The 17,346-nt window shown below is 44.7% G+C and carries 16 protein-coding genes, 1 tRNA gene and 3 pseudogenes; 14 read left to right on the top strand and 6 right to left on the bottom strand.

Features of this window, described 5'->3' with window-relative positions:
• Positions 1-64 precede the first annotated feature (64 nt).
• Complete coding sequence (treA, locus tag ACQE3Y_RS09710; protein ID WP_426972844.1) at positions 65-1,732, bottom strand: alpha,alpha-trehalase TreA; 1,668 nt, start codon at positions 1,730-1,732, stop codon at positions 65-67.
• 276 nt (positions 1,733-2,008) lie between these two features.
• On the opposite strand from treA, the pseudogene ACQE3Y_RS09715 reads away from it, so the two are divergent.
• The 3 genes and pseudogenes from ACQE3Y_RS09715 (at position 2,009) to ACQE3Y_RS09725 (ending at position 4,288) form a co-directional block, all read left to right on the top strand.
• Positions 2,009-2,628: pseudogene (locus ACQE3Y_RS09715) on the top strand (LysE family translocator).
• 63 nt (positions 2,629-2,691) lie between these two features.
• A pseudogene (locus ACQE3Y_RS09720) lies at positions 2,692-2,781 on the top strand (hypothetical protein); the annotation flags it as partial.
• A gap of 223 nt (positions 2,782-3,004) precedes the next feature.
• Positions 3,005-4,288: a globin domain-containing protein gene (locus ACQE3Y_RS09725; protein WP_426972842.1), complete on the top strand. Its 1,284-nt coding sequence runs from the start codon at positions 3,005-3,007 to the stop codon at positions 4,286-4,288.
• 611 nt (positions 4,289-4,899) lie between these two features.
• On the opposite strand, the gene ACQE3Y_RS09730 is transcribed toward ACQE3Y_RS09725, so the two are convergent.
• Positions 4,900-4,987 (bottom strand) — tRNA-Ser (locus ACQE3Y_RS09730).
• Positions 4,988-5,219: 232 nt separating this feature from the next.
• On the opposite strand from ACQE3Y_RS09730, the gene ACQE3Y_RS09735 reads away from it, so the two are divergent.
• From ACQE3Y_RS09735 to ACQE3Y_RS09780, 10 genes and pseudogenes are all read left to right on the top strand, one after another.
• Positions 5,220-6,689: a peptide MFS transporter gene (locus ACQE3Y_RS09735; RefSeq protein WP_426981515.1), complete on the top strand. Its 1,470-nt coding sequence runs from the start codon at positions 5,220-5,222 to the stop codon at positions 6,687-6,689.
• 106 nt (positions 6,690-6,795) lie between these two features.
• The gene (ghrA, locus tag ACQE3Y_RS09740) at positions 6,796-7,737 is read left to right on the top strand and encodes a glyoxylate/hydroxypyruvate reductase GhrA (protein WP_426981516.1); all 942 of its coding nucleotides are present in this window, start codon (positions 6,796-6,798) and stop codon (positions 7,735-7,737) included.
• Positions 7,738-7,796: 59 nt separating this feature from the next.
• Positions 7,797-8,201, top strand: a pseudogene (locus tag ACQE3Y_RS09745) (PHP domain-containing protein); the annotation flags it as partial.
• A gap of 47 nt (positions 8,202-8,248) precedes the next feature.
• Positions 8,249-10,018 carry a recombinase family protein gene (locus ACQE3Y_RS09750; RefSeq protein ID WP_426981517.1) on the top strand — a complete coding sequence of 590 codons (1,770 nt, stop codon included), beginning with the start codon at positions 8,249-8,251 and terminating at the stop codon, positions 10,016-10,018.
• 502 nt (positions 10,019-10,520) lie between these two features.
• On the top strand, positions 10,521-10,667 hold the full coding sequence (locus ACQE3Y_RS09755) for a hypothetical protein (RefSeq protein ID WP_370734473.1): 147 nt from the start codon (positions 10,521-10,523) through the stop codon (positions 10,665-10,667).
• An 83-nt stretch (positions 10,668-10,750) separates the two neighbouring features.
• Positions 10,751-11,275: a hypothetical protein gene (locus ACQE3Y_RS09760; RefSeq protein ID WP_426981518.1), complete on the top strand. Its 525-nt coding sequence runs from the start codon at positions 10,751-10,753 to the stop codon at positions 11,273-11,275.
• Between the two features lie 60 nt (positions 11,276-11,335).
• Positions 11,336-12,724: a hypothetical protein gene (locus tag ACQE3Y_RS09765; RefSeq protein ID WP_426981519.1), complete on the top strand. Its 1,389-nt coding sequence runs from the start codon at positions 11,336-11,338 to the stop codon at positions 12,722-12,724.
• A gap of 488 nt (positions 12,725-13,212) precedes the next feature.
• Complete coding sequence (locus tag ACQE3Y_RS09770; RefSeq protein WP_426981520.1) at positions 13,213-13,494, top strand: hypothetical protein; 282 nt, start codon at positions 13,213-13,215, stop codon at positions 13,492-13,494.
• A complete protein-coding gene (locus tag ACQE3Y_RS09775; RefSeq protein ID WP_426981521.1) occupies positions 13,491-13,727 on the top strand; it encodes a hypothetical protein in 237 nt (78 codons plus the stop codon). Before ACQE3Y_RS09770 ends, ACQE3Y_RS09775 begins: the two co-directional genes overlap by 4 nt.
• Before the next feature lie 37 nt (positions 13,728-13,764).
• Positions 13,765-14,049 (top strand): hypothetical protein, encoded by a 285-nt coding sequence (locus ACQE3Y_RS09780; RefSeq protein WP_426981522.1) that lies wholly within the window; start codon positions 13,765-13,767, stop codon positions 14,047-14,049.
• 54 nt (positions 14,050-14,103) lie between these two features.
• Here ACQE3Y_RS09780 and ACQE3Y_RS09785 read toward each other — a convergent pair whose 3' ends face one another.
• The 4 genes from ACQE3Y_RS09785 to ACQE3Y_RS09800 all read right to left on the bottom strand — a co-directional run bounded on the left by ACQE3Y_RS09785 (position 14,104) and on the right by ACQE3Y_RS09800 (position 16,446).
• On the bottom strand, positions 14,104-14,379 hold the full coding sequence (locus ACQE3Y_RS09785; protein WP_426981523.1) for a hypothetical protein: 276 nt from the start codon (positions 14,377-14,379) through the stop codon (positions 14,104-14,106).
• 543 nt (positions 14,380-14,922) lie between these two features.
• Positions 14,923-15,471, bottom strand: a complete 549-nt coding sequence (locus ACQE3Y_RS09790) for a hypothetical protein (protein WP_426981524.1) — start codon at positions 15,469-15,471, stop codon at positions 14,923-14,925.
• Between the two features lie 9 nt (positions 15,472-15,480).
• Positions 15,481-16,044 (bottom strand): hypothetical protein, encoded by a 564-nt coding sequence (locus ACQE3Y_RS09795; RefSeq protein ID WP_426981525.1) that lies wholly within the window; start codon positions 16,042-16,044, stop codon positions 15,481-15,483.
• Positions 16,045-16,107: 63 nt separating this feature from the next.
• The gene (locus tag ACQE3Y_RS09800) at positions 16,108-16,446 is read right to left on the bottom strand and encodes a hypothetical protein (protein WP_426981526.1); all 339 of its coding nucleotides are present in this window, start codon (positions 16,444-16,446) and stop codon (positions 16,108-16,110) included.
• A gap of 222 nt (positions 16,447-16,668) precedes the next feature.
• Here ACQE3Y_RS09800 and ACQE3Y_RS09805 point away from each other — a divergent pair, with 222 nt between their 5' ends.
• Entirely contained in the window at positions 16,669-17,346 is a 678-nt protein-coding gene (locus tag ACQE3Y_RS09805) for an EAL domain-containing protein (RefSeq protein ID WP_426981527.1), read from the top strand.

Raw genomic sequence — 17,346 nt, forward strand, 5'->3', positions numbered from 1 at the left:
TGTGAGGATTCAGGGGATTAAAAGGCGAGGACTGGCAGCCCGGCGGTTGCCGGGCTGCCAAAGTTTACTGTGATTTTTTCATATCGCTCACGTTATTACAGGTGACATCTTTCGGGCAGTACATATCCATCAGCTTAAGAGTAACGCCATTGGTCCAGCCAAAGCCGTCCTGCAACGGATATTCACCGCCGCCGCCGCCGCCAAGGTTACCTTCCACCACATATTTCTCCACCAGCTTGTGCTCGCGGTCATAGGTGGCCTGAACGTTATCAAGGAAGCGCATCCCAATCTCTTTCGCCAGCGTCTGTTTGCCGTAGTGATTCAGACCTTCCACCGCGACCCACTGCAGCGGTGCCCAGCCGTTTGGGGCGTCCCACTGCTGACCATTATGCACATTGGTGGTCACCAGACCGCCCGCCTTGACCAACTGTTTTTCAACGGCGGCGGCGGTTTTTGTCGCCTGCTCGTCGCTGGCAACCTGCATATAGAGCGGGAACAGCGCGGCGGCAGTCAGCTGCGTGCGCACGCTGCTGCGTTTCCAGTCATAGTCGGCATACCAGCCGCCTTCCGCATTCCATAAATAGCGATTAATTGCCGCCTGACGTTTTTCCGCCAGTTCCGCATAGCGTTGGCTGTCGCTCTGCTTGTCCGCAACTTTACTGGCGCGTTCCAACGTTTTTTCCAGATGGAACAGCAGGGCGTTCAGATCAACCGGAACAATTTCGGTGGTGCGGATAGTGGAAAGATCTTTCGGGTCGTCAAACCAGCGCGAGCTGAAATCCCAGCCAGACGCCGCGCCGGAGCGCAGATCGCGATAGAGTTCCGCTTTATTGCGCTGTTTGGCTTTTTCCGCCGTGGCGATGTCATCCATATAAGATTCGGTGCGCGGCACATCGCGTGCGTCCCAGTAACGGTTCAGAACGGTGCCATCTTTCAGCTTCACGACGCGCTTGCTGGCATTACCGGCCGCCACGCTTTGGGCGTCCGCCATCCAGTATTGATACTCTTTTTGCAACTGCGGCAGATATTTACTGTAAGTGTTTTCACCGGCGTGCTGCGCCAGCAAATCAACCATCAGGCTAAAAAACGGCGGCTGCGAGCGGCTCAGATAGTAGCTGCGGTTGCCGTTGGGAATGTGGCCATATTTATCCAGCTCATGAGCAAAGTTATCAACCATATTCTGAACGCGGTCCCAGTGGCCGCTTTCCGCCAGACCCAGCATGGTGAAATAGCTGTCCCAGTAGTAAATTTCGCGGAAACGACCGCCCGGCACCACATAAGGTTTTGGCAACGGCAGCAGGGAATCATATTGATTTACTTTATCCGTAGTGCGCGTCAGCACCGGCCACAGGCCGTCGATATGCTCGCGCAGGCTTTGTCCCGCTGGCGGCACATAGGCTTCGCCTTTGCCCGGCAGGGTGAAATTAGCATCGACAAAGCGGCGTAAATCAAAATTGCGCTGGTTTTTTTGCATTTGCCAGTCAGCCAGAATGGACGCCGGATCAAATTTCGGCACCGCATCGGCAAAGGTTTTCTGATCCGGGAAGAACTTCGCTGACTGAACTGCATGATAAAGCGGCCCCAGGCGCACATCCGGCGGCTGCGGTGCCTGAGTCAGCAGGCGTTGATCGTCCGCCGCCTGTGCATAAAAAGATCCCGTTGCCAGCGCGCCGGTAATCAGTAAAGGCAATAACAGTGCGCCTTTCCATTGAGAAGGTACGGCCTTTTTCATCAGTATTCTCCTTGTCCAGACCCGACATGGCCTGTAAGTGTTTGACCATTCAAAAAACTTTAGACGAAATTAAAGAGTTTGCCTGGCGTGAAGTCGGGAAATGTGAGTTGGATTAGGGTTTTAACTTGTATGCCAGGGGTGAGGCGTTACGGGTCTGTTCAGCGGCTGGCTAATCAATAAGCGGTTGATTTTAGCCCTGTTAAAGGTTAAAAAATTTTTAACTATTGTATCGTGCAGGTTGATTTTTACCTGATACTCGCCTTTGTGGAGAAAGAGATGTCCGTCACGGATTCACTGCTTGCCTTTTCATTTGCCGCATTGCTGTTAACGCTGACACCCGGGCTGGACACAGCACTTATTTTGCGTACTGCAACGGTTGAGGGCAGGAAAAAAGCATTCCAGGCGGCAACTGGCATCAATACCGGCTGTTTTATCTGGGGAGCACTGGTGGCATTGGGACTGGGGCGTTGCTGGCGGCATCTGAAATAGCTTATAACTTGCTGAAATGGTGTGGCGCGGCCTGGTTATGCTGGTTAGGAATAGGACTCATATTTAAGCCGCGAAGAAAATTGGTCACCTCAGACACGACGAATCCGATTGCAACAAATTGGTTTGTAAAAGGGATGCTGGGTAATGTACTGAATCCCAAAATAGGCGTTTTTTACGTCTCATTTCTGCCGCAGTTTATACCTGCCGGACACTCCCCGGTGCTGTGGACATTCCTGCTGGTATCCATCCATATTGTTATCGGTACGCTGTGGTCAGCGGTATTGATAACGGGAACGCGTTTCGCGTCCGGAATATTAAGAAAACCACGGTTTGTCCAGTGGATGGATCGCGCTACCGGCACCCTTTTTATATTGTTTGCAGCAAAACTGGCGCTGAGTCACCGCTAGCTATTTTTTGGTGGTTTAACGCGGGAAAACGTTCTTCCCCTTACAACCTAAAAGGAGCAAAAAATGATCGTCAGAACCTGGTACGGATATGTCCCGCTCAAACATGCAGACGGTTTCGCCAGATATCTGCAAAAAACCGGCGTTGAGCATTCAACATCAGCACACCATTCACTCCGTTTCTGCCCTGTAGCATGTTCCCGGTCGCCAGCCTGTGGCGCTGACCTGCCTGCGCTATTTCTTATCCTGCTTCTTATGATACTCAATGTAGCCAGACTTCAACTTGCTCAAAGGCTCTATATTTAAAGCAGCCAGGAGAGCCTTGCGTAGGGGGCTCAGTTTTTTATCGGTAATAAATTAAAAACAAAGTGAGGTATCAATGTTAAGCGAGAGGCAAAACGAGCTGGTTAAAGCCACAGTACCGGTACTAAAAGAGAACGGAGAGGCGTTAACGGATTATTTCTATAAGCGCATGTTAAAAAATAATCCTCACCTGAAAGAAACCTTCAACATGGGACATCAACGCAGCGGCGCGCAGGCTAAAGCGCTGGCGGGAGCGGTGCTGGCTTATGCCGAAAATATTGACGATCCCTCGGTATTGATGCCGGTTGTTGAGCTGATTTGCCATAAACATGTCAGCCTGAATATACAGGCTCCCGATTATAATATTGTTGGTGAGAATCTACTGCATTCCATCAGCGAAGTGCTTAACATCCCGATGGATGATGAGCTTATCACCGCCTGGGGCGTGGCCTATCAACAGCTGGCTGACATCTTTATTGCAACTGAAAAGCAACTGTACGAAGAGCGTAAAAATACCATCGGAAGCTGGACCGGCTGGCGAAACTTTATCGTGGATAAAAAGATAAAGGAGAGCGAGGAAATTACTTCGTTTTATCTGGTTCCGCAGGATGGCGGGCCGCTACCTGCTTACAAGCCCGGCCAATATATTACCTTACGGGTAGAGGTTGCGGCGTTGGGTATTAAACAGCCTCGCCAGTACAGTTTGTCCAGCAGCCCCTCTGACCCTTATCTGCGTATCTCGGTTAAGCGCGAAGATCCCCGTACGGAAGGTCAGGATCCGGGTTACGTTTCTTCCACGCTGCATGACGCTGTTAACGAAGGCAGCGTGGTTGAGCTCAGCGCTCCGGCAGGCAACTTTTATTTGCTGAATCCGGATGCCGTTAATGTGCTGATCAGCGCGGGCGTTGGGCTGACGCCAATGATCTCTATGGTTAATCATCTGCTGGCTGAACACACCGATCCCAATGTTAATCCCGCGCTACATGAAGAAAACCAAGCCAGTAATACAGCGTATCGGACGCTGAAAAAAGATATCTATTTTATTCACGCCGCCCGTAGTTCTGAAGTGCATGCGTTGCGTAAAGAGCTGGAAAACCTGGCCAGCCAGAACGACAACCTGCATGTTTTTATTGCCTATGAGAATGTAAAAGAGAGCGAGGTGGCGGGCAAAGATTATCATATGCAGGGAAGGCTGGATTTAAAGGCACTTCCTGTTGGGTATCTGCCCAAAGAGGCGGATTACTATTTATGCGGGCCGATTCCGTTTATGCAGGAGCAGTATCGCGCTTTGATTGCGTTGGGGATCCCGCAGGATAAAATATATAGCGAGGCCTTTGGCACCGGCGGGCTGCATTTATAGCGCCTCGCTGCGTGCTTTATGCGCACAAAAAAAGCCTGAACGTTCACTCAGGCTTTATGCCAATAAAAAAGCCTGAACGTTCACTCAGGCTCTCTCATGAAATATGGCGGTGAGAGGGGGATTGACTCGCTTCGCTCGCCCTGCGGGCAGCCTGTGGCTGTCCAACCGGCTTTGCCGGTTGTCGAACCCGGCGGGGCTTCTCATCACCCCTCTCTGTGGTGCTCTATGCATACAAAAAAGCCTGAACTTTCGCTCAGGCTCTCTCATGAAATATGGCGGTGAGAGGGGGATTGACTCGCTTCGCTCGCCCTGCGGGCAGCCTGTGGCTGTCCAACCGGCTTTGCCGGTTGTCGAACCCGGCGGGGCTTCTCATCACCCCTCTCTGTGGTGCTCTATGCATACAAAAAAGCCTGAACTTTCGCTCAGGCTCTCTTATGAAATATGGCGGTGAGAGGGGGATTGACTCGCTTCGCTCGCCCTGCGGGCAGCCTGTGGCTGTCCAACCGGCTTTGCCGGTTGTCGAACCCGGCGGGGCTTCTCATCACCCCTCTCTGTGGTGCTCTATGCATACAAAAAAGCCTGAACTTTCGCTCAGGCTCTCTTATGAAATATGGCGGTGAGAGGGGGATTCGAACCCCCGATACGTTGCCGTATACACACTTTCCAGGCGTGCTCCTTCAGCCACTCGGACACCTCACCATATTGTCGTCAACAGGCACACTGCTGACCGGCGCTAATGTAGGGATTTTGCCGCGGCGCGTCAATCAACTTTCTGCGCTAAATGATGCGTTTAGTCAGTTTTAAACCACTTCGGCGCGAAAATAAGCGAAAAGCAGGGCAATGAACCCGAATAGCATAAATCATACTGCATAATCCGGGTTGGAGATGCATACTGATGCGCAATTTATGCTTAAAAATCACTGAGGTCAGCTTGAACAATCCAACCAAAGCGCAACCACAGGGGGTTCCGGCTGGAACCAGGGCGCTGTTCTTTATTCAAATTTTCGCAACGCTCGGCTTCGCCGTGCTTTACTCCACGCTGGTGCTCTATGCCACCAAACGCCTCGGCTTCAGCGAAGCGCAGGCCAATGCCACCATGGGCGTTTTCGGCGCATTCAACTACGGTTTGCACCTTTTCGGTGGCTACCTGGGCGGGCGTTTCCTCAGTAACCGTAATCTGTTCGTGCTGGGCATGGTATTACAGGTCATCGGGTGCTGGGTGCTGTCAGGTGAAAGCGCGCAGGGGCTTTACTGGGGGCTGGCGATGTTCCTTACCGGCAGCGGGCTGAATGTCACCTGTATCAATATGATGCTGACCCAGCGCTTTACGCCTGACGATCAACGCCGCGAAAGCGCGTTTTTATGGAACTACGCCGGGATGAACCTGGGGTTCTTTATCGGCTTCACCGGCGCAGGTTATTTTCAGCTTGGCGAGCATTATCAGGCGCTGTTCCTGTTTGCTACCGTGGGTAACGCGCTGGCTATTGTTATCAGCCTGCTGCGCTGGAAAATTCTGGCGGATATTGATACGCCGCTGCTGCATGCCAGCCCGCGTCAATACTGGTTGCGAATGGCAATCGGCCTGGCGGTACTGGTCGTGTTGGTGCCGGTTATTCGCATCATGCTGACGCACGCCGATTTTACCGGCTCTTTTGTTATTGCGCTGGGCGTGCTGATCTTCCTGCTGCTGTGTATTACTACGCTACGCCATCGACCGCGTCACGAGCAGCGCCGCATGTCAGCTTATCTGCTGCTGGCGTTAGGCTCGCTGGTTTTCTGGATGCTTTATCAGCTGGCGCCGATGGGGCTGATGCTGTTCGTAGAACACAACATTAACCTCAACATCTGGGGAGTGCGTATTGCACCGCAGTGGGTGCAAAACATTAACACGCTGGTGATCGTCATCGGCGGGCCACTGCTGGCCGTTGCCTTTAACCGTCTGCGTCAGCGCGGCTGGCGCATCGATATTCCGCTACAGTTTGCCTGCTCGCTGTTCTGTATCGGACTGGGCATGCTGGTTCTGCCGCTGGGCATTATGCTGGCGGGGGGCGACGGCATGGTGGCTTTCAAATGGATCTTCTTCAGCTACCTGCTGCAAAGCATCGGCGAGCTGCTGATTTCGCCAATCGGTTACGCGATGATCGGCAAACTGGCCCCGACGCGCTATCAGGGCATTATGATGGGCTGCTGGATGATGGTCACCGGTGTCGCATCGGTACTGGCGGGCTATGTTTCCGCACTGATGCCGGAAAACAGCGGCAGTAGCGCGCTGCTAACCAATCCTGGCTACAGCCATATCTTCAGCCTGCTGGGCTGGGGCGCAGCGGCGGTTGGTCTGGTGATGCTGTTGCTTATGCCGCTGCTGCGCAGATTGATTCAGTCAACCGCGCCGCAGGCGTAATCGTTTTCAGGCCCGCCCGCCGTGGCGGGCCATACTCTGCAATTTTTTCTTGCCAGCGCCTCCAATTTCCCCGAGCCTTGGGTGAAATAAAAACAAAGGAGGCTCTATGGACATCATTTTTTACCATCCCACCTTTAGCCCGGAAAAATGGCTGCAGGGTCTGCAACAGCAGCTTCCGCAAGCGCGGCTGCGGCTCTGGCAGCCGGGCGACAACGATCACGCCGACTATGCGCTGATGCGCTTCGCGCCAGTTGAAATGCTGCAGGGACGTCGCGGACTAAAGGCAATTTTTGCCATTGGCGCAGGCGTGGATGATATTCTTGGCCTGTTAAAACAGCATCCGGATATGATCGATCCGGCGGTACCGCTGTTCCGTCTGGAGGATACCGGCATGGGCCTGCAAATGCAGGAGTATGCGGTACACACCGTGCTGGGCTGGTTCCGCCGCTTCGACGACTACCGCTTACAGCAGCAGCAGGCGCTCTGGCAGCCGTTGCGTAACTACAAGCGCGAAAACTTTACCATCGGCATTATGGGCGCGGGCGTGCTGGGGCTGAGCGTGGCGGAAAGCCTGAAGCCCTGGGGTTTTCCGCTGCGCTGCTGGAGCCGCTCGCCAAAGCAGCTGACAGGAATTGAGAGCTTTCATGGCGCTGAGCAGATGGCAGACTTTCTTTCCGGCACTCAGGTATTGATTAACCTGTTGCCCAACACGCCGCAAACCCAGGAAATCATCAACCGTGCGCTGCTTGACCAGCTTAATGATGGCGCTTTTGTCATGAATCTGGCGCGCGGGGCGCATGTGGTGGAAGAAGATCTGCTGGCGGCGCTGAATGACAATAAAATCAAGGGCGCAGCGCTGGATGTTTTTGTTAATGAGCCGCTGTCGCCGGATCATCCGTTCTGGCTTCATCCGCGCGTCACGCTGACGCCGCATAATGCCGCGGTAACCCTGCAGGATGAAGCGATACGCTTTATCGCCAGCGCGATTGCGCAACTGGAAGCGGGGCAGCAGCCCGAAGGCCGTGTTGATCTGACGCGCGGTTATTAACTGTAACGATTACGATGGCAGGGCGCGGCCCTTGCCCAATCTCAAGGAGAAGGCCTTAAATGTATCCTGTTGATTTACATATGCACACTGTGGCCAGCACCCACGCATACAGTACGCTGCATGACTATATCGCTGCCGCAAAACAGAACGGCATCAAACTGTTCGCCATTACCGATCATGGCCCCGATATGGCCGATGCGCCGCACTACTGGCACTTTATCAATATGCATGTCTGGCCGCGCGTGGTGGATGGCGTGGGCATTTTGCGCGGCATCGAAGCGAATATTAAAAACACCGCCGGCGAGATCGACTGCACCGGACGCATGCTGGATGCGACGGATTTAGTGGTGGCCGGTTTTCATGAGCCGGTGTTTGCTCCGCAGGATAAAGCGACCCATACCGAAGCGATGATCGCCACTATGGCCAGCGGCAATGTGCATATTATCAGTCATCCCGGCAACCCAAATACAATTTCTACACAACACTAACTCATTGAAAAGTGTAGATAAATATGAAAAGAAAGCTTTACAGTTATCAAAGATGGTCATCAGCAGTACAGTCAGAGGGAACTACTAAAGCAAGGCAGGCAGCAGCGGCGGAAGATTATGCAAAGAAGCATGATTTAGAATTAGTTACGATTACGGACGCAGGGATTAGTGCTTTCCGATCATTGAACAGCTCGCGAAACGGAGCACTTGGAAAGTTTCTTGATGCTGTAGACCAAGGACTGATACCAAATAATGCTTATCTCTACGTTGAGGCTTTAGACCGCATTTCGCGTGATGAAATTGACGTAGCCCTAGAATTATTTTTGGGTATTCTTCGTCGGGGAATTACCCTGATTACTGGTATGGATGACAAAACTTACACCAGTGCTGGTATCAAGGGGAACCCGATTGATTTATTGACAAGTATATTGATGTTCTCAAGGGCAAATGAGGAATCACGTACTAAACAGAAACGAACTAATGGAAGTGCTCTTGCACTTATAGAACGTTTTAATAAAGGATTGCCAACGACGATTAAGGCGATTGGAAGCCATCCGTGGTGGATTGACGCAAGTACAAATAAGTATGAATCGGTTAAGCGACATCCTAAATATTGGCAAATCGCACGTGAAGCTATAGAGTTTTTCCTGGCTGGAAAAAGTGTATTTTTTGTAGTTGGCTATCTTAACGAGAAATATCCTAACCAATGGGATGGAATAAAGCGTAAAAACAAAGAGCCAAGTACTACATGGAACTATGCTAACATTCGTAAGCTAAGAACTAATCCGGCTGTATATGGCCTTCGTGAAATAAAAATTGATGGGCAGGTTAAAAAGCTTGAAGGCTATTACCCAGCCTTAATTAGTGAAGGCGAGTTTTTACGTCTAGAAAGTATACGTGAAACTACAAAATATTTAGGTTCAGTTGGTGAAAAGACGCGTAACAATATTAACTTACTTTCCGGGATGCGAATCTTTAGATGCGGTCATTGCAACAGTACTATGATGGCAATGAAGCACGGTAACAGCATCCGTTATCTTTGTGAAAAGGGGCGTTATAAAAACGATGATTGTCGTGCTTGGTCACTGCCAGGTGAGTTAGTAGAACATACTTTGATGTTAGTTGTAACGCTGTCATACATAGATATCAACCGTAACGGGATGGCTGCTAAAGAGGATTACACAGCAAAAATTGCCGATGTGCAAAGTACTATACAAGATTGTTCAGAAAGAATATCTAGGCTTACGGGGTTAATTGCGGCTGGTCTAGGTGATGTTGATGATGTGGTAAAAAGTATCCGAACACTGGATAATCAAAAGAAACATCTCGTATCAGAGTTAGACGTGCTTACTCGTAAGCAAATATTAGCACAAGATAATACCTTTGAAACGCTAATGATGGACTTCTTTAAATTTGCACAGTGGGGTGTAATCAAAACAGTTGATCATGATTATCGTAATCAATTACGCGATATAGTTAAAAGTAGTATCGGTGAAGTAAAAGCTTGGAAATATGATAGAAGATTGATGATAAGTTACCAAGTAAAAAATCAAGATGAATATTTTACCTTCAGTGCTGGAACTGAACCCTATGAATACATCTTTTACTTTGGTAGTCCAGAGAATTTAAAAGAAAGTGAAGGTATAGAATTACCAGAAGAAGTAAAAAAAAGGATATTGGAACTTAGTTCATATTATGATGCATCAATGAATAAACTGAGTATTGCAGAGAACCTGTTAAAAGAGGTCGGCTATCCAGAGCTAAATGGCAAAATGTTCTGGCCTAAAAAATAGTACATATGTAAGATCCAATGAAAGCACCTTCGGGTGCTTTTTCATTTGAAGCAATTTTTTGAGTTATGCGATAAATACTTACATAAAAACTAACTCAGAGAAGGAAACTCACAATGTTAGAATGGTTTGTATATGTATTGATAATCGCATTCTTCTTCGTGCTTATGATCACTGGATGGATTGTATATGCATACGTTCTTTTTATGGTGTACTTAGTACTGGCATTTATCGCAGAAGTAGCACTGACTTATCAAAAGTATAAAGATAGTATCAGAAGCAAAGAAGACTAAATACTTATATAAAAAAGACGAAACGCTTTGGAGTGTTGTCCTATACTCGTTGTAGATAAATGAAACGGCTGAAAAGCTTGTGGTATAATGTAGGTACAGCACGCTAAAAAGCGTTCGATATGAAATCCTCCAATATTAAGATACCCCGTCTCAATGATGGGGGCTTTTTTGCATAGATTTTATATAAAAAAGAATTCAATTCAAGGAACAACATGAAAGAAAAGAAGACTGAACAAGTTACGGTAAAACTTACCCCTACCCAAAAAGAATTTTTAGATTCATTGATAGAAGATGGTAAAGCAAAAAACCTTGCTGCAAGTGTTCAATACCTTATCAATATCGCAATGATTCTAAAGTAAGTGAAGACAACACTATAAAACATAAACACTAAATCGGTACTTCACGGATTGAAGTACTTCAACCCTCAAGGATGAGATATATAATGAAAAAAAATAACAATTTAAAAAGAAAGAACCTACACCTACAAGATTTAGCCTACCCTGTCTGGTGTTCAATACATAACAGAGCAGGAAAGGCCAAAGGGTATGAGGACGTAACGATATGCGATGATTGGTACACCTTCAGTAACTTCTATAAGTGGTATGTAGCTAACTATGTAAAAGGTTGGCATGTAGATAAAGATATACTTCTTCAAGGTAATCGAGAATATAGCCCACAAAACTGTATCATGGTTCCAAGAGTTATCAACAATCTATTCAAACGTTCTTCTTCCATGCATGGAATCAAAGGTGTATATCTTGATAAAAGAACTGATAAGTACTATGCACAGATTCGTGTAGAGGGAAATACAAAGCAATCAGGTAGTAGTTCAGATATTCATGTAGCACATCAGTATTACGTAGAACTACGTAAGGATAGACTAAAAGAACTACTTGAACGTTTTAGCGATTGTACAAACCAGTACGCCTACAACCGATTAGTACAAGCAATGCAACAATACCTATAACATAAACATAAAAAAAGGGCATACCCGTTAGTATGCCCAATAAATTTGGAGTTTTATATAATGTATAACTATTTATCAAATGGAAAAATGAAGTTCATCAGTAGCGATTGTGGAAGTGGTAAGACTCATGCAATTATCAAACAAGTGAAACAGACTGATGATAGATACATCATTGTGCAAGGCACACTACAGCTACTAAACCAGACAGCAGAAGAGTTAGGTACTATATGTAAGGTAATTTCTTCTAAGAACTACATAGAGAGCGTAGAGAAGGATATACACGCATTCTTACTCAATCCTACTCATAGAGTATTATTGATCACTGATAAAGCCTTCATGCGTGTTACAGATCTATCATTACTACGTCAATGGAAAATCTACCTTGATGACGTTGTTAACTTTCATACCTACAACGTAACTAATACGGAAAAGAAGTATGAAGTAGAACAGCAACTGTTCAAAGACTTTGAAGACCTTTCTGATAAGTACGTAACCGCTAAAGCCATAACCGATTTTGATGATGATTTAGTACTATCAATGGCTAAGTGCTTTGGCTTCATTCAGGACTATGATCACTTCGTCATGAATAGTAACTTCTTCGATAAGATCGGCAAAATAGGTAATCTTGATGTGTACTCAAACGAGAACAAGCAACTTACTATCCTTGCATGGGTGAACATAGCTAAGTACTCAAACCTTGATGTTACCTTCATGGCTAACAAGTTCGAAGACAGCCTAATCTATAAGGGAATGCCAGCCTTATTTGAAAAGGTAGAGCTATCAGGTATGCGGGAACGTAAAGTACCAGTACAGGATCGCCTAAAGGTGTACTACTTCTCAGAGGAACGTTTCAGCCGTGCATATCGCAATGCGAATCCAGAAGCTCTAACCAAAGTTGCAGCATGGATAAATGCTAACCTCAATGAGTACTTTTATACTACAAACTCTGATAGTAAGGGCATTCTCAATGGAAAGTACATTGATCCTGTTAGCCGGGGGATGAACACCTATCAGGATTACACTAAGTGCGTATGGCTTGCGAGTATGAAGCCTTCACCAGTTGAAACCAAGCAGTTAGAACTGATGTTCAATCTAACGCGTGAAGAGGTTGTACAGGCACGCGAACACGAGAACCTTTATCAGTTTATCAACCGTAGTAATTTACGTGCATATGATAGTGAACAGGTTGTTGAAGTGTACGTTTTCGATAAGGAACAGGCTCTATCTTTGAGTACTAACATTAAGCTGATAGACATTGGATTAGATAGTACTCAAGAAGTGTTTGTACCATTAAATCTTAGCGGTACTAAGAAACAAAGGCTAAAGCGGGTTACGAAATTGAAGTTTCCAACAATTGAAGATTTTGAGAAGTGGCTAGGAAAGTGTACTAATGCAGATCTAACAGAACGTGAGCGTGAACACTTTCGAAAAAAGTACAATAAACTTTGATTTTTCACCATCACAACCCCCTAAAAATGTACCCAAATTACTAAAGGATCTATAGGTAAAAAAGGTACAAAAGCGAGTAAGACAAGTACAAGAGGACGGGCTTTGCTCGTTCGATTGTACGAAGGATTGCGAGATAAGGCGGTTAGCTCGTCTAACTGCCTTCATAGAGATGTATAAAGAAGCACAAACGCTAAGGCGTTCGGCTTGAATTAATGAATTTCATGTACCTCGCAAGCGAGCTACTTAAAATTAAATAATTTTCTTGTTTGTATTAAGTACTCAATAATTGTCTTGTCGGCACTACGTGCCTTAAATATTCGTGAGTAACTACCGCACTTCGCTTTGCTCCGCTTGCTTAGGTCGTCGGCTGTTTAAGCCTCCTATAACTGGAAACATACATACTTTCAGGGAACCCGATTAGATTTAGTTCTTTTCATGATGGTGATTTTATAAATACTTCGTTAATACTGAATAAAGAAACTTTGCATATGAATCAGGAATCAAAAAATTATAAAAACGTGACTGATAAAGAGGAACATTTAGGTGAGGTATATCTTACGCAACTGGAAATGGGTGTAGATATGCGTCATATCAATGAATATATTGATGCAGGTCATCCAGATGTGAAAGTGTATATTGAAAATTTAGAAGATCACATAACCTATCTTTATCATCAACTACTTCAGTACGAACTAGATAACGATACTATCCTACATACTATTGGGCTAGATGAAGAACGTAATGAACGTGTAAGAAATGAACAGCTATGAAAGTAATAATTGATGGTTTCAGTTATGAGTACTTAAGCGGTGTAGTTACTGTAGTTGAAGATAAGCCAGTGAGTTTTATTCATACAGGAACTACTAACAATCCAGAGATGTTCTTAAGCCAGTACATTGTAGAAGATGTAGTTAACATGGATGAAGCAGATGTTTTCCAATTGATTACTATTGACCCACATCTATTAAATGTACTCGATTTAATAGCTAAAAATGGGTGGTAACGGTAAATACTCTATATCAACTCAAGAGGATTTACACATGATAAGAACAGAATTTAGCGTTTATGAAGATGGTTTCTACTTCCTGTACGTAACTGAAGAAGTACGTATTGAAACCGATGGCATTGACGGATTACTGATAGAAGACCGATACTACAACCAAAGCAGCATACTTGATCCCATGAAGTACCTTACAATAAAAAATGAACCTGATGAGTACTTTAACGAAAGCTTGATCAACCCACATATTGATACGCTGATAGAGGCCGTAAAAGTACTAATAGAAATGTATGATAATGAATTTATAATGAATGGTTTAAAATAGGGCGAACAAGCCCTAATTTATTACGATAATAATAAGTGAATTATGGATATTGAATTAGTCAAACTTGCTTCTTAGTAACTTGAGAAGGGTACTTTTAGCCCGGCTTACAAACTGATCTTCTGTTTCACTTGGCAACACATCACCAATCTTATCGTCTAGTTTAGTAATAAATTCATCACTTTGTACAAACTTCATGACATCATCAGTAAATTCTTCAGCCTTGCTACTACCAACAATTGGGGTGGTTAATTTAGTTAACTGCAATTTAGAGTTTTCTAACTTGTCAGCAGTTAAAGTTTTTTTCAGTAAAATTAATTCACTTTTATGCATTTTTCTTTTCTCCTGTTTTGTTCTTATACATCTGCCTAAATAATGCTTCAAACATTTCTAAAAAGAGGTTATAAATTCTTTCTTTAGTTTCAGGTGGTAGTGAAGAGAAAAAGTTAAAAATCGTCATGACGATTTTGATAAGTGTAGATAGCATCGCAATTCCCTCTAAGAAGTGGTGCAAGTACTATCGGCAGTGCACCAAAAAACTTTAACAATTTTGATACTTTTGAGATAATTTTAGTGGCCCTGAACCGTCTACAGCGGGTGTTCTGCAAAAACTTTCCTTGGTTCAGGGCTATCGCTTTACTTGTCAGCCATCTACCAATTCTGCATAGTATCCAATCAACGCTAAGTGGAAGAAGGCAACTTTCCACCTGTACAGCCAAGGCCGCTTGAATTCTCAAAGTGCTAAGTACTTTGACAAGTAGCAGAAAGAGCATCCTGATTCAAATGAAAGGGCGTTTAAGCAGTTAGTAACAGAAAGCTACAAGAAAGTCTAAAATGAAGAAGCCCCTAACGGGGCTTTTTTATATCTAGATAAAATCATAGTTCAAATTCAACTTGTTTCCTTAAGATTGCAGAAAATGAATCTATCGCGTCCATAACTCTCCTAGCCTCATTCAAGCATTCAGAACCTATACGATCATCTAGCGTCTCTGGGTCAGAGGGTTTTAGCTTAATTTCTAATTCTTTTTGTTCAAGTTCGTTAAGACTTTCACCTAGTTCTTCTAAAGCTTGGTTTACTTCATTATTTTTGTATAAAGCATAATCTACATAAAATTGATTAATATGCTTAGCTACCTGTTCCCTAAACTTAACAGTGCTAGAAGCGGATATTTCTGGGGTTCGAAACAAAAGATAACTACTTGGTTGTTTAAGTACTTCAAGGAATGTCAGTGTTTCTACAATAAGCTTTCTTTTTTCTTGGTAGTCTGATTCTTTCAATTTCAAAATAGTTTGATGAGTCATTTCCTTTAACTTATTTTTGTTATTACTTTTTTGTAAGTATAAGGTGATAACTGAGGTAATTATTGTAGCTGTTAAAGTACCAAAAACAGCTATATTTTTATCTAGAAATTCATAAATATTCATATATGATCCTTAATCAATAAACAGTTTACTGTAATGTTTGATTATGTTGTTATGTGAGGCACGAACAGCCCTATATTTCTCACTTATCTTTTTGTCATATATAAAGCTGTTTTTTAACCGTAGTTGTGATTCGCTAGCCCCAATACCTAGCGAATCGCTAATTGTGTATGCTAAGTCCAAGTGAGCCTTTATTATTTTCGTAAATTCAGCCTTGTTCTTAGGTTTTAAACCCCATAATTCCATACGCTCCATTTCAGTTTGAAGAGAAACCGTGTTTTTTCTATAAGTGTTTTCTCTGTCATACATCAAATGCCAACGTTTCCTGAACTGTGCAATATCACCCTGTTCTTCAGGATCAGTATTAATTATTTGCTTTACATCAGCATGTAGATAGAAAGCTTCTTGCTGCAAAATGCAGAATTTTTCAATTAGCTCATCAGCGAATTTGAATTTTCTCTCATTCAACTTAGGAGATAACCAATCTTTAGCATTGGACGCTGCGTAGATGGCGGCTCCAGCCATAGCTATGTTACAAACAGCACTGACTAAATCTGAACCATTTCCCCAATCCATCAATACTTTCCTGAAATTTTAAAATTTGGTTAGGTATGTATCACATCAATCAGTATGTTTCTATCAGAACGGCAGTTCACCTTGCATATCACTGAACTCGTCCAGATCACCGTTATGTGCATCTAACATAGCCTGACGTGCATTGAACCAGCTACCTACCGCAAAGATGTTAACTGGTTTAGCTTCTTCAAGGACAAAGTAGTATGCGGTACTTGAGACGATACCAAACCAGTACATACGAGTTCCATCATTTTTAGGCTTTGTTTCGAACAGTACACATTGTCCATTACCGACACTATCTAAGTACCCGCCAGGGTGAACCACAATGATACGTTCACCTCGTTCCCAATACACCTGTACACCTTTCCTTATACCCGGATCAAAACCGTTCTTATTGCCCATCTTTTAGCCCTCCATGTTATGAATGTACTGTAAATCTATACAGTCTTTTCCTTAGTGGCAAGTTAGCACGTCAAAATTGCCAAAATGGATTTTTCAATACTTTAGAGAGTAAAAAATGAATAATAATGATAATTTTCAATCACTTAATGATCAAAGCGGCTCTTTCAATGATATCTAAAAATGATCAATAATTGATCTCTTATTACTTTTAGAGATATCAGGATGATTACCAAAACCTTCTTTGCAGAACCTGTAATGAGTACCGATGGAAAGCTTTTAGGGGTAGAACTGCTGACTAAGTTTCATCATGCAGATATGCCTGTACTGGACAGTAAGTACTACATACTGGCAATGCCGATAGAGCAGAAGCGGCAACTATTGATACAGCAACTAACAGAGATTCAGATCGCCGCGTCCTGGTTCAGGGACTACGGATTGTTCTGTTCCTTGAACGTTGATAGGCATCAGGCAAGGTTATGTGCGTATGACCGTGAGTTAGTTGAATGGCTGGCAGGTTTATGTGATTTTATGCGGATCGAAATTTCTGAAGATTTTGAAGGGTTAGAATACGGCATCAATGAACCCTTACTGAGAAAGCTGATCGCCAATGGTAATGATCTCTTTCTCGATGATTTAGGTGCAGGGCGGGCTAACTTAGCTGCACTAACCACAGGCTGCTATCACACTGTAAAACTTGATAAGGCTTTCTATCGTCATGAAGTACAAAAGCCAACCTTCAGTACCATGATCAAGAACATTAAGCGTTATTGTGATCGCATCATCATTGGAGGCGTAGAAGAGAAGGGCGAACTTAAAATTTTAAATGATGCGGAAGTATGGGGCGTGCAAGGCTATCTGTACCGTTCAGTAATTTTTCATAAATTAGAAGTATTGCTTTAA

The sequence above is a fragment of the Pantoea sp. FN0305 genome (assembly GCF_050113845.1).
GTDB classification, from domain to species: Bacteria; Pseudomonadota; Gammaproteobacteria; order Enterobacterales; family Enterobacteriaceae; genus Mixta; species Mixta alhagi.

Coding starts and splice junctions, on each gene's coding strand:
- treA (WP_426972844.1), bottom strand. CDS start 1,732: ATGAAAAAGGCCGTACCTTCTCAATGGAAAGGCGCACTGTTATTGCCT.
- ACQE3Y_RS09725 (WP_426972842.1), top strand. CDS start 3,005: ATGTTAAGCGAGAGGCAAAACGAGCTGGTTAAAGCCACAGTACCGGTA.
- ghrA (WP_426981516.1), top strand. CDS start 6,796: ATGGACATCATTTTTTACCATCCCACCTTTAGCCCGGAAAAATGGCTG.
- ACQE3Y_RS09750 (WP_426981517.1), top strand. CDS start 8,249: ATGAAAAGAAAGCTTTACAGTTATCAAAGATGGTCATCAGCAGTACAG.
- ACQE3Y_RS09755 (WP_370734473.1), top strand. CDS start 10,521: ATGAAAGAAAAGAAGACTGAACAAGTTACGGTAAAACTTACCCCTACC.
- ACQE3Y_RS09760 (WP_426981518.1), top strand. CDS start 10,751: ATGAAAAAAAATAACAATTTAAAAAGAAAGAACCTACACCTACAAGAT.
- ACQE3Y_RS09765 (WP_426981519.1), top strand. CDS start 11,336: ATGTATAACTATTTATCAAATGGAAAAATGAAGTTCATCAGTAGCGAT.
- ACQE3Y_RS09770 (WP_426981520.1), top strand. CDS start 13,213: ATGAATCAGGAATCAAAAAATTATAAAAACGTGACTGATAAAGAGGAA.
- ACQE3Y_RS09775 (WP_426981521.1), top strand. CDS start 13,491: ATGAAAGTAATAATTGATGGTTTCAGTTATGAGTACTTAAGCGGTGTA.
- ACQE3Y_RS09780 (WP_426981522.1), top strand. CDS start 13,765: ATGATAAGAACAGAATTTAGCGTTTATGAAGATGGTTTCTACTTCCTG.
- ACQE3Y_RS09785 (WP_426981523.1), bottom strand. CDS start 14,379: ATGCATAAAAGTGAATTAATTTTACTGAAAAAAACTTTAACTGCTGAC.
- ACQE3Y_RS09790 (WP_426981524.1), bottom strand. CDS start 15,471: ATGAATATTTATGAATTTCTAGATAAAAATATAGCTGTTTTTGGTACT.
- ACQE3Y_RS09795 (WP_426981525.1), bottom strand. CDS start 16,044: ATGGATTGGGGAAATGGTTCAGATTTAGTCAGTGCTGTTTGTAACATA.
- ACQE3Y_RS09800 (WP_426981526.1), bottom strand. CDS start 16,446: ATGGGCAATAAGAACGGTTTTGATCCGGGTATAAGGAAAGGTGTACAG.
- ACQE3Y_RS09805 (WP_426981527.1), top strand. CDS start 16,669: ATGATTACCAAAACCTTCTTTGCAGAACCTGTAATGAGTACCGATGGA.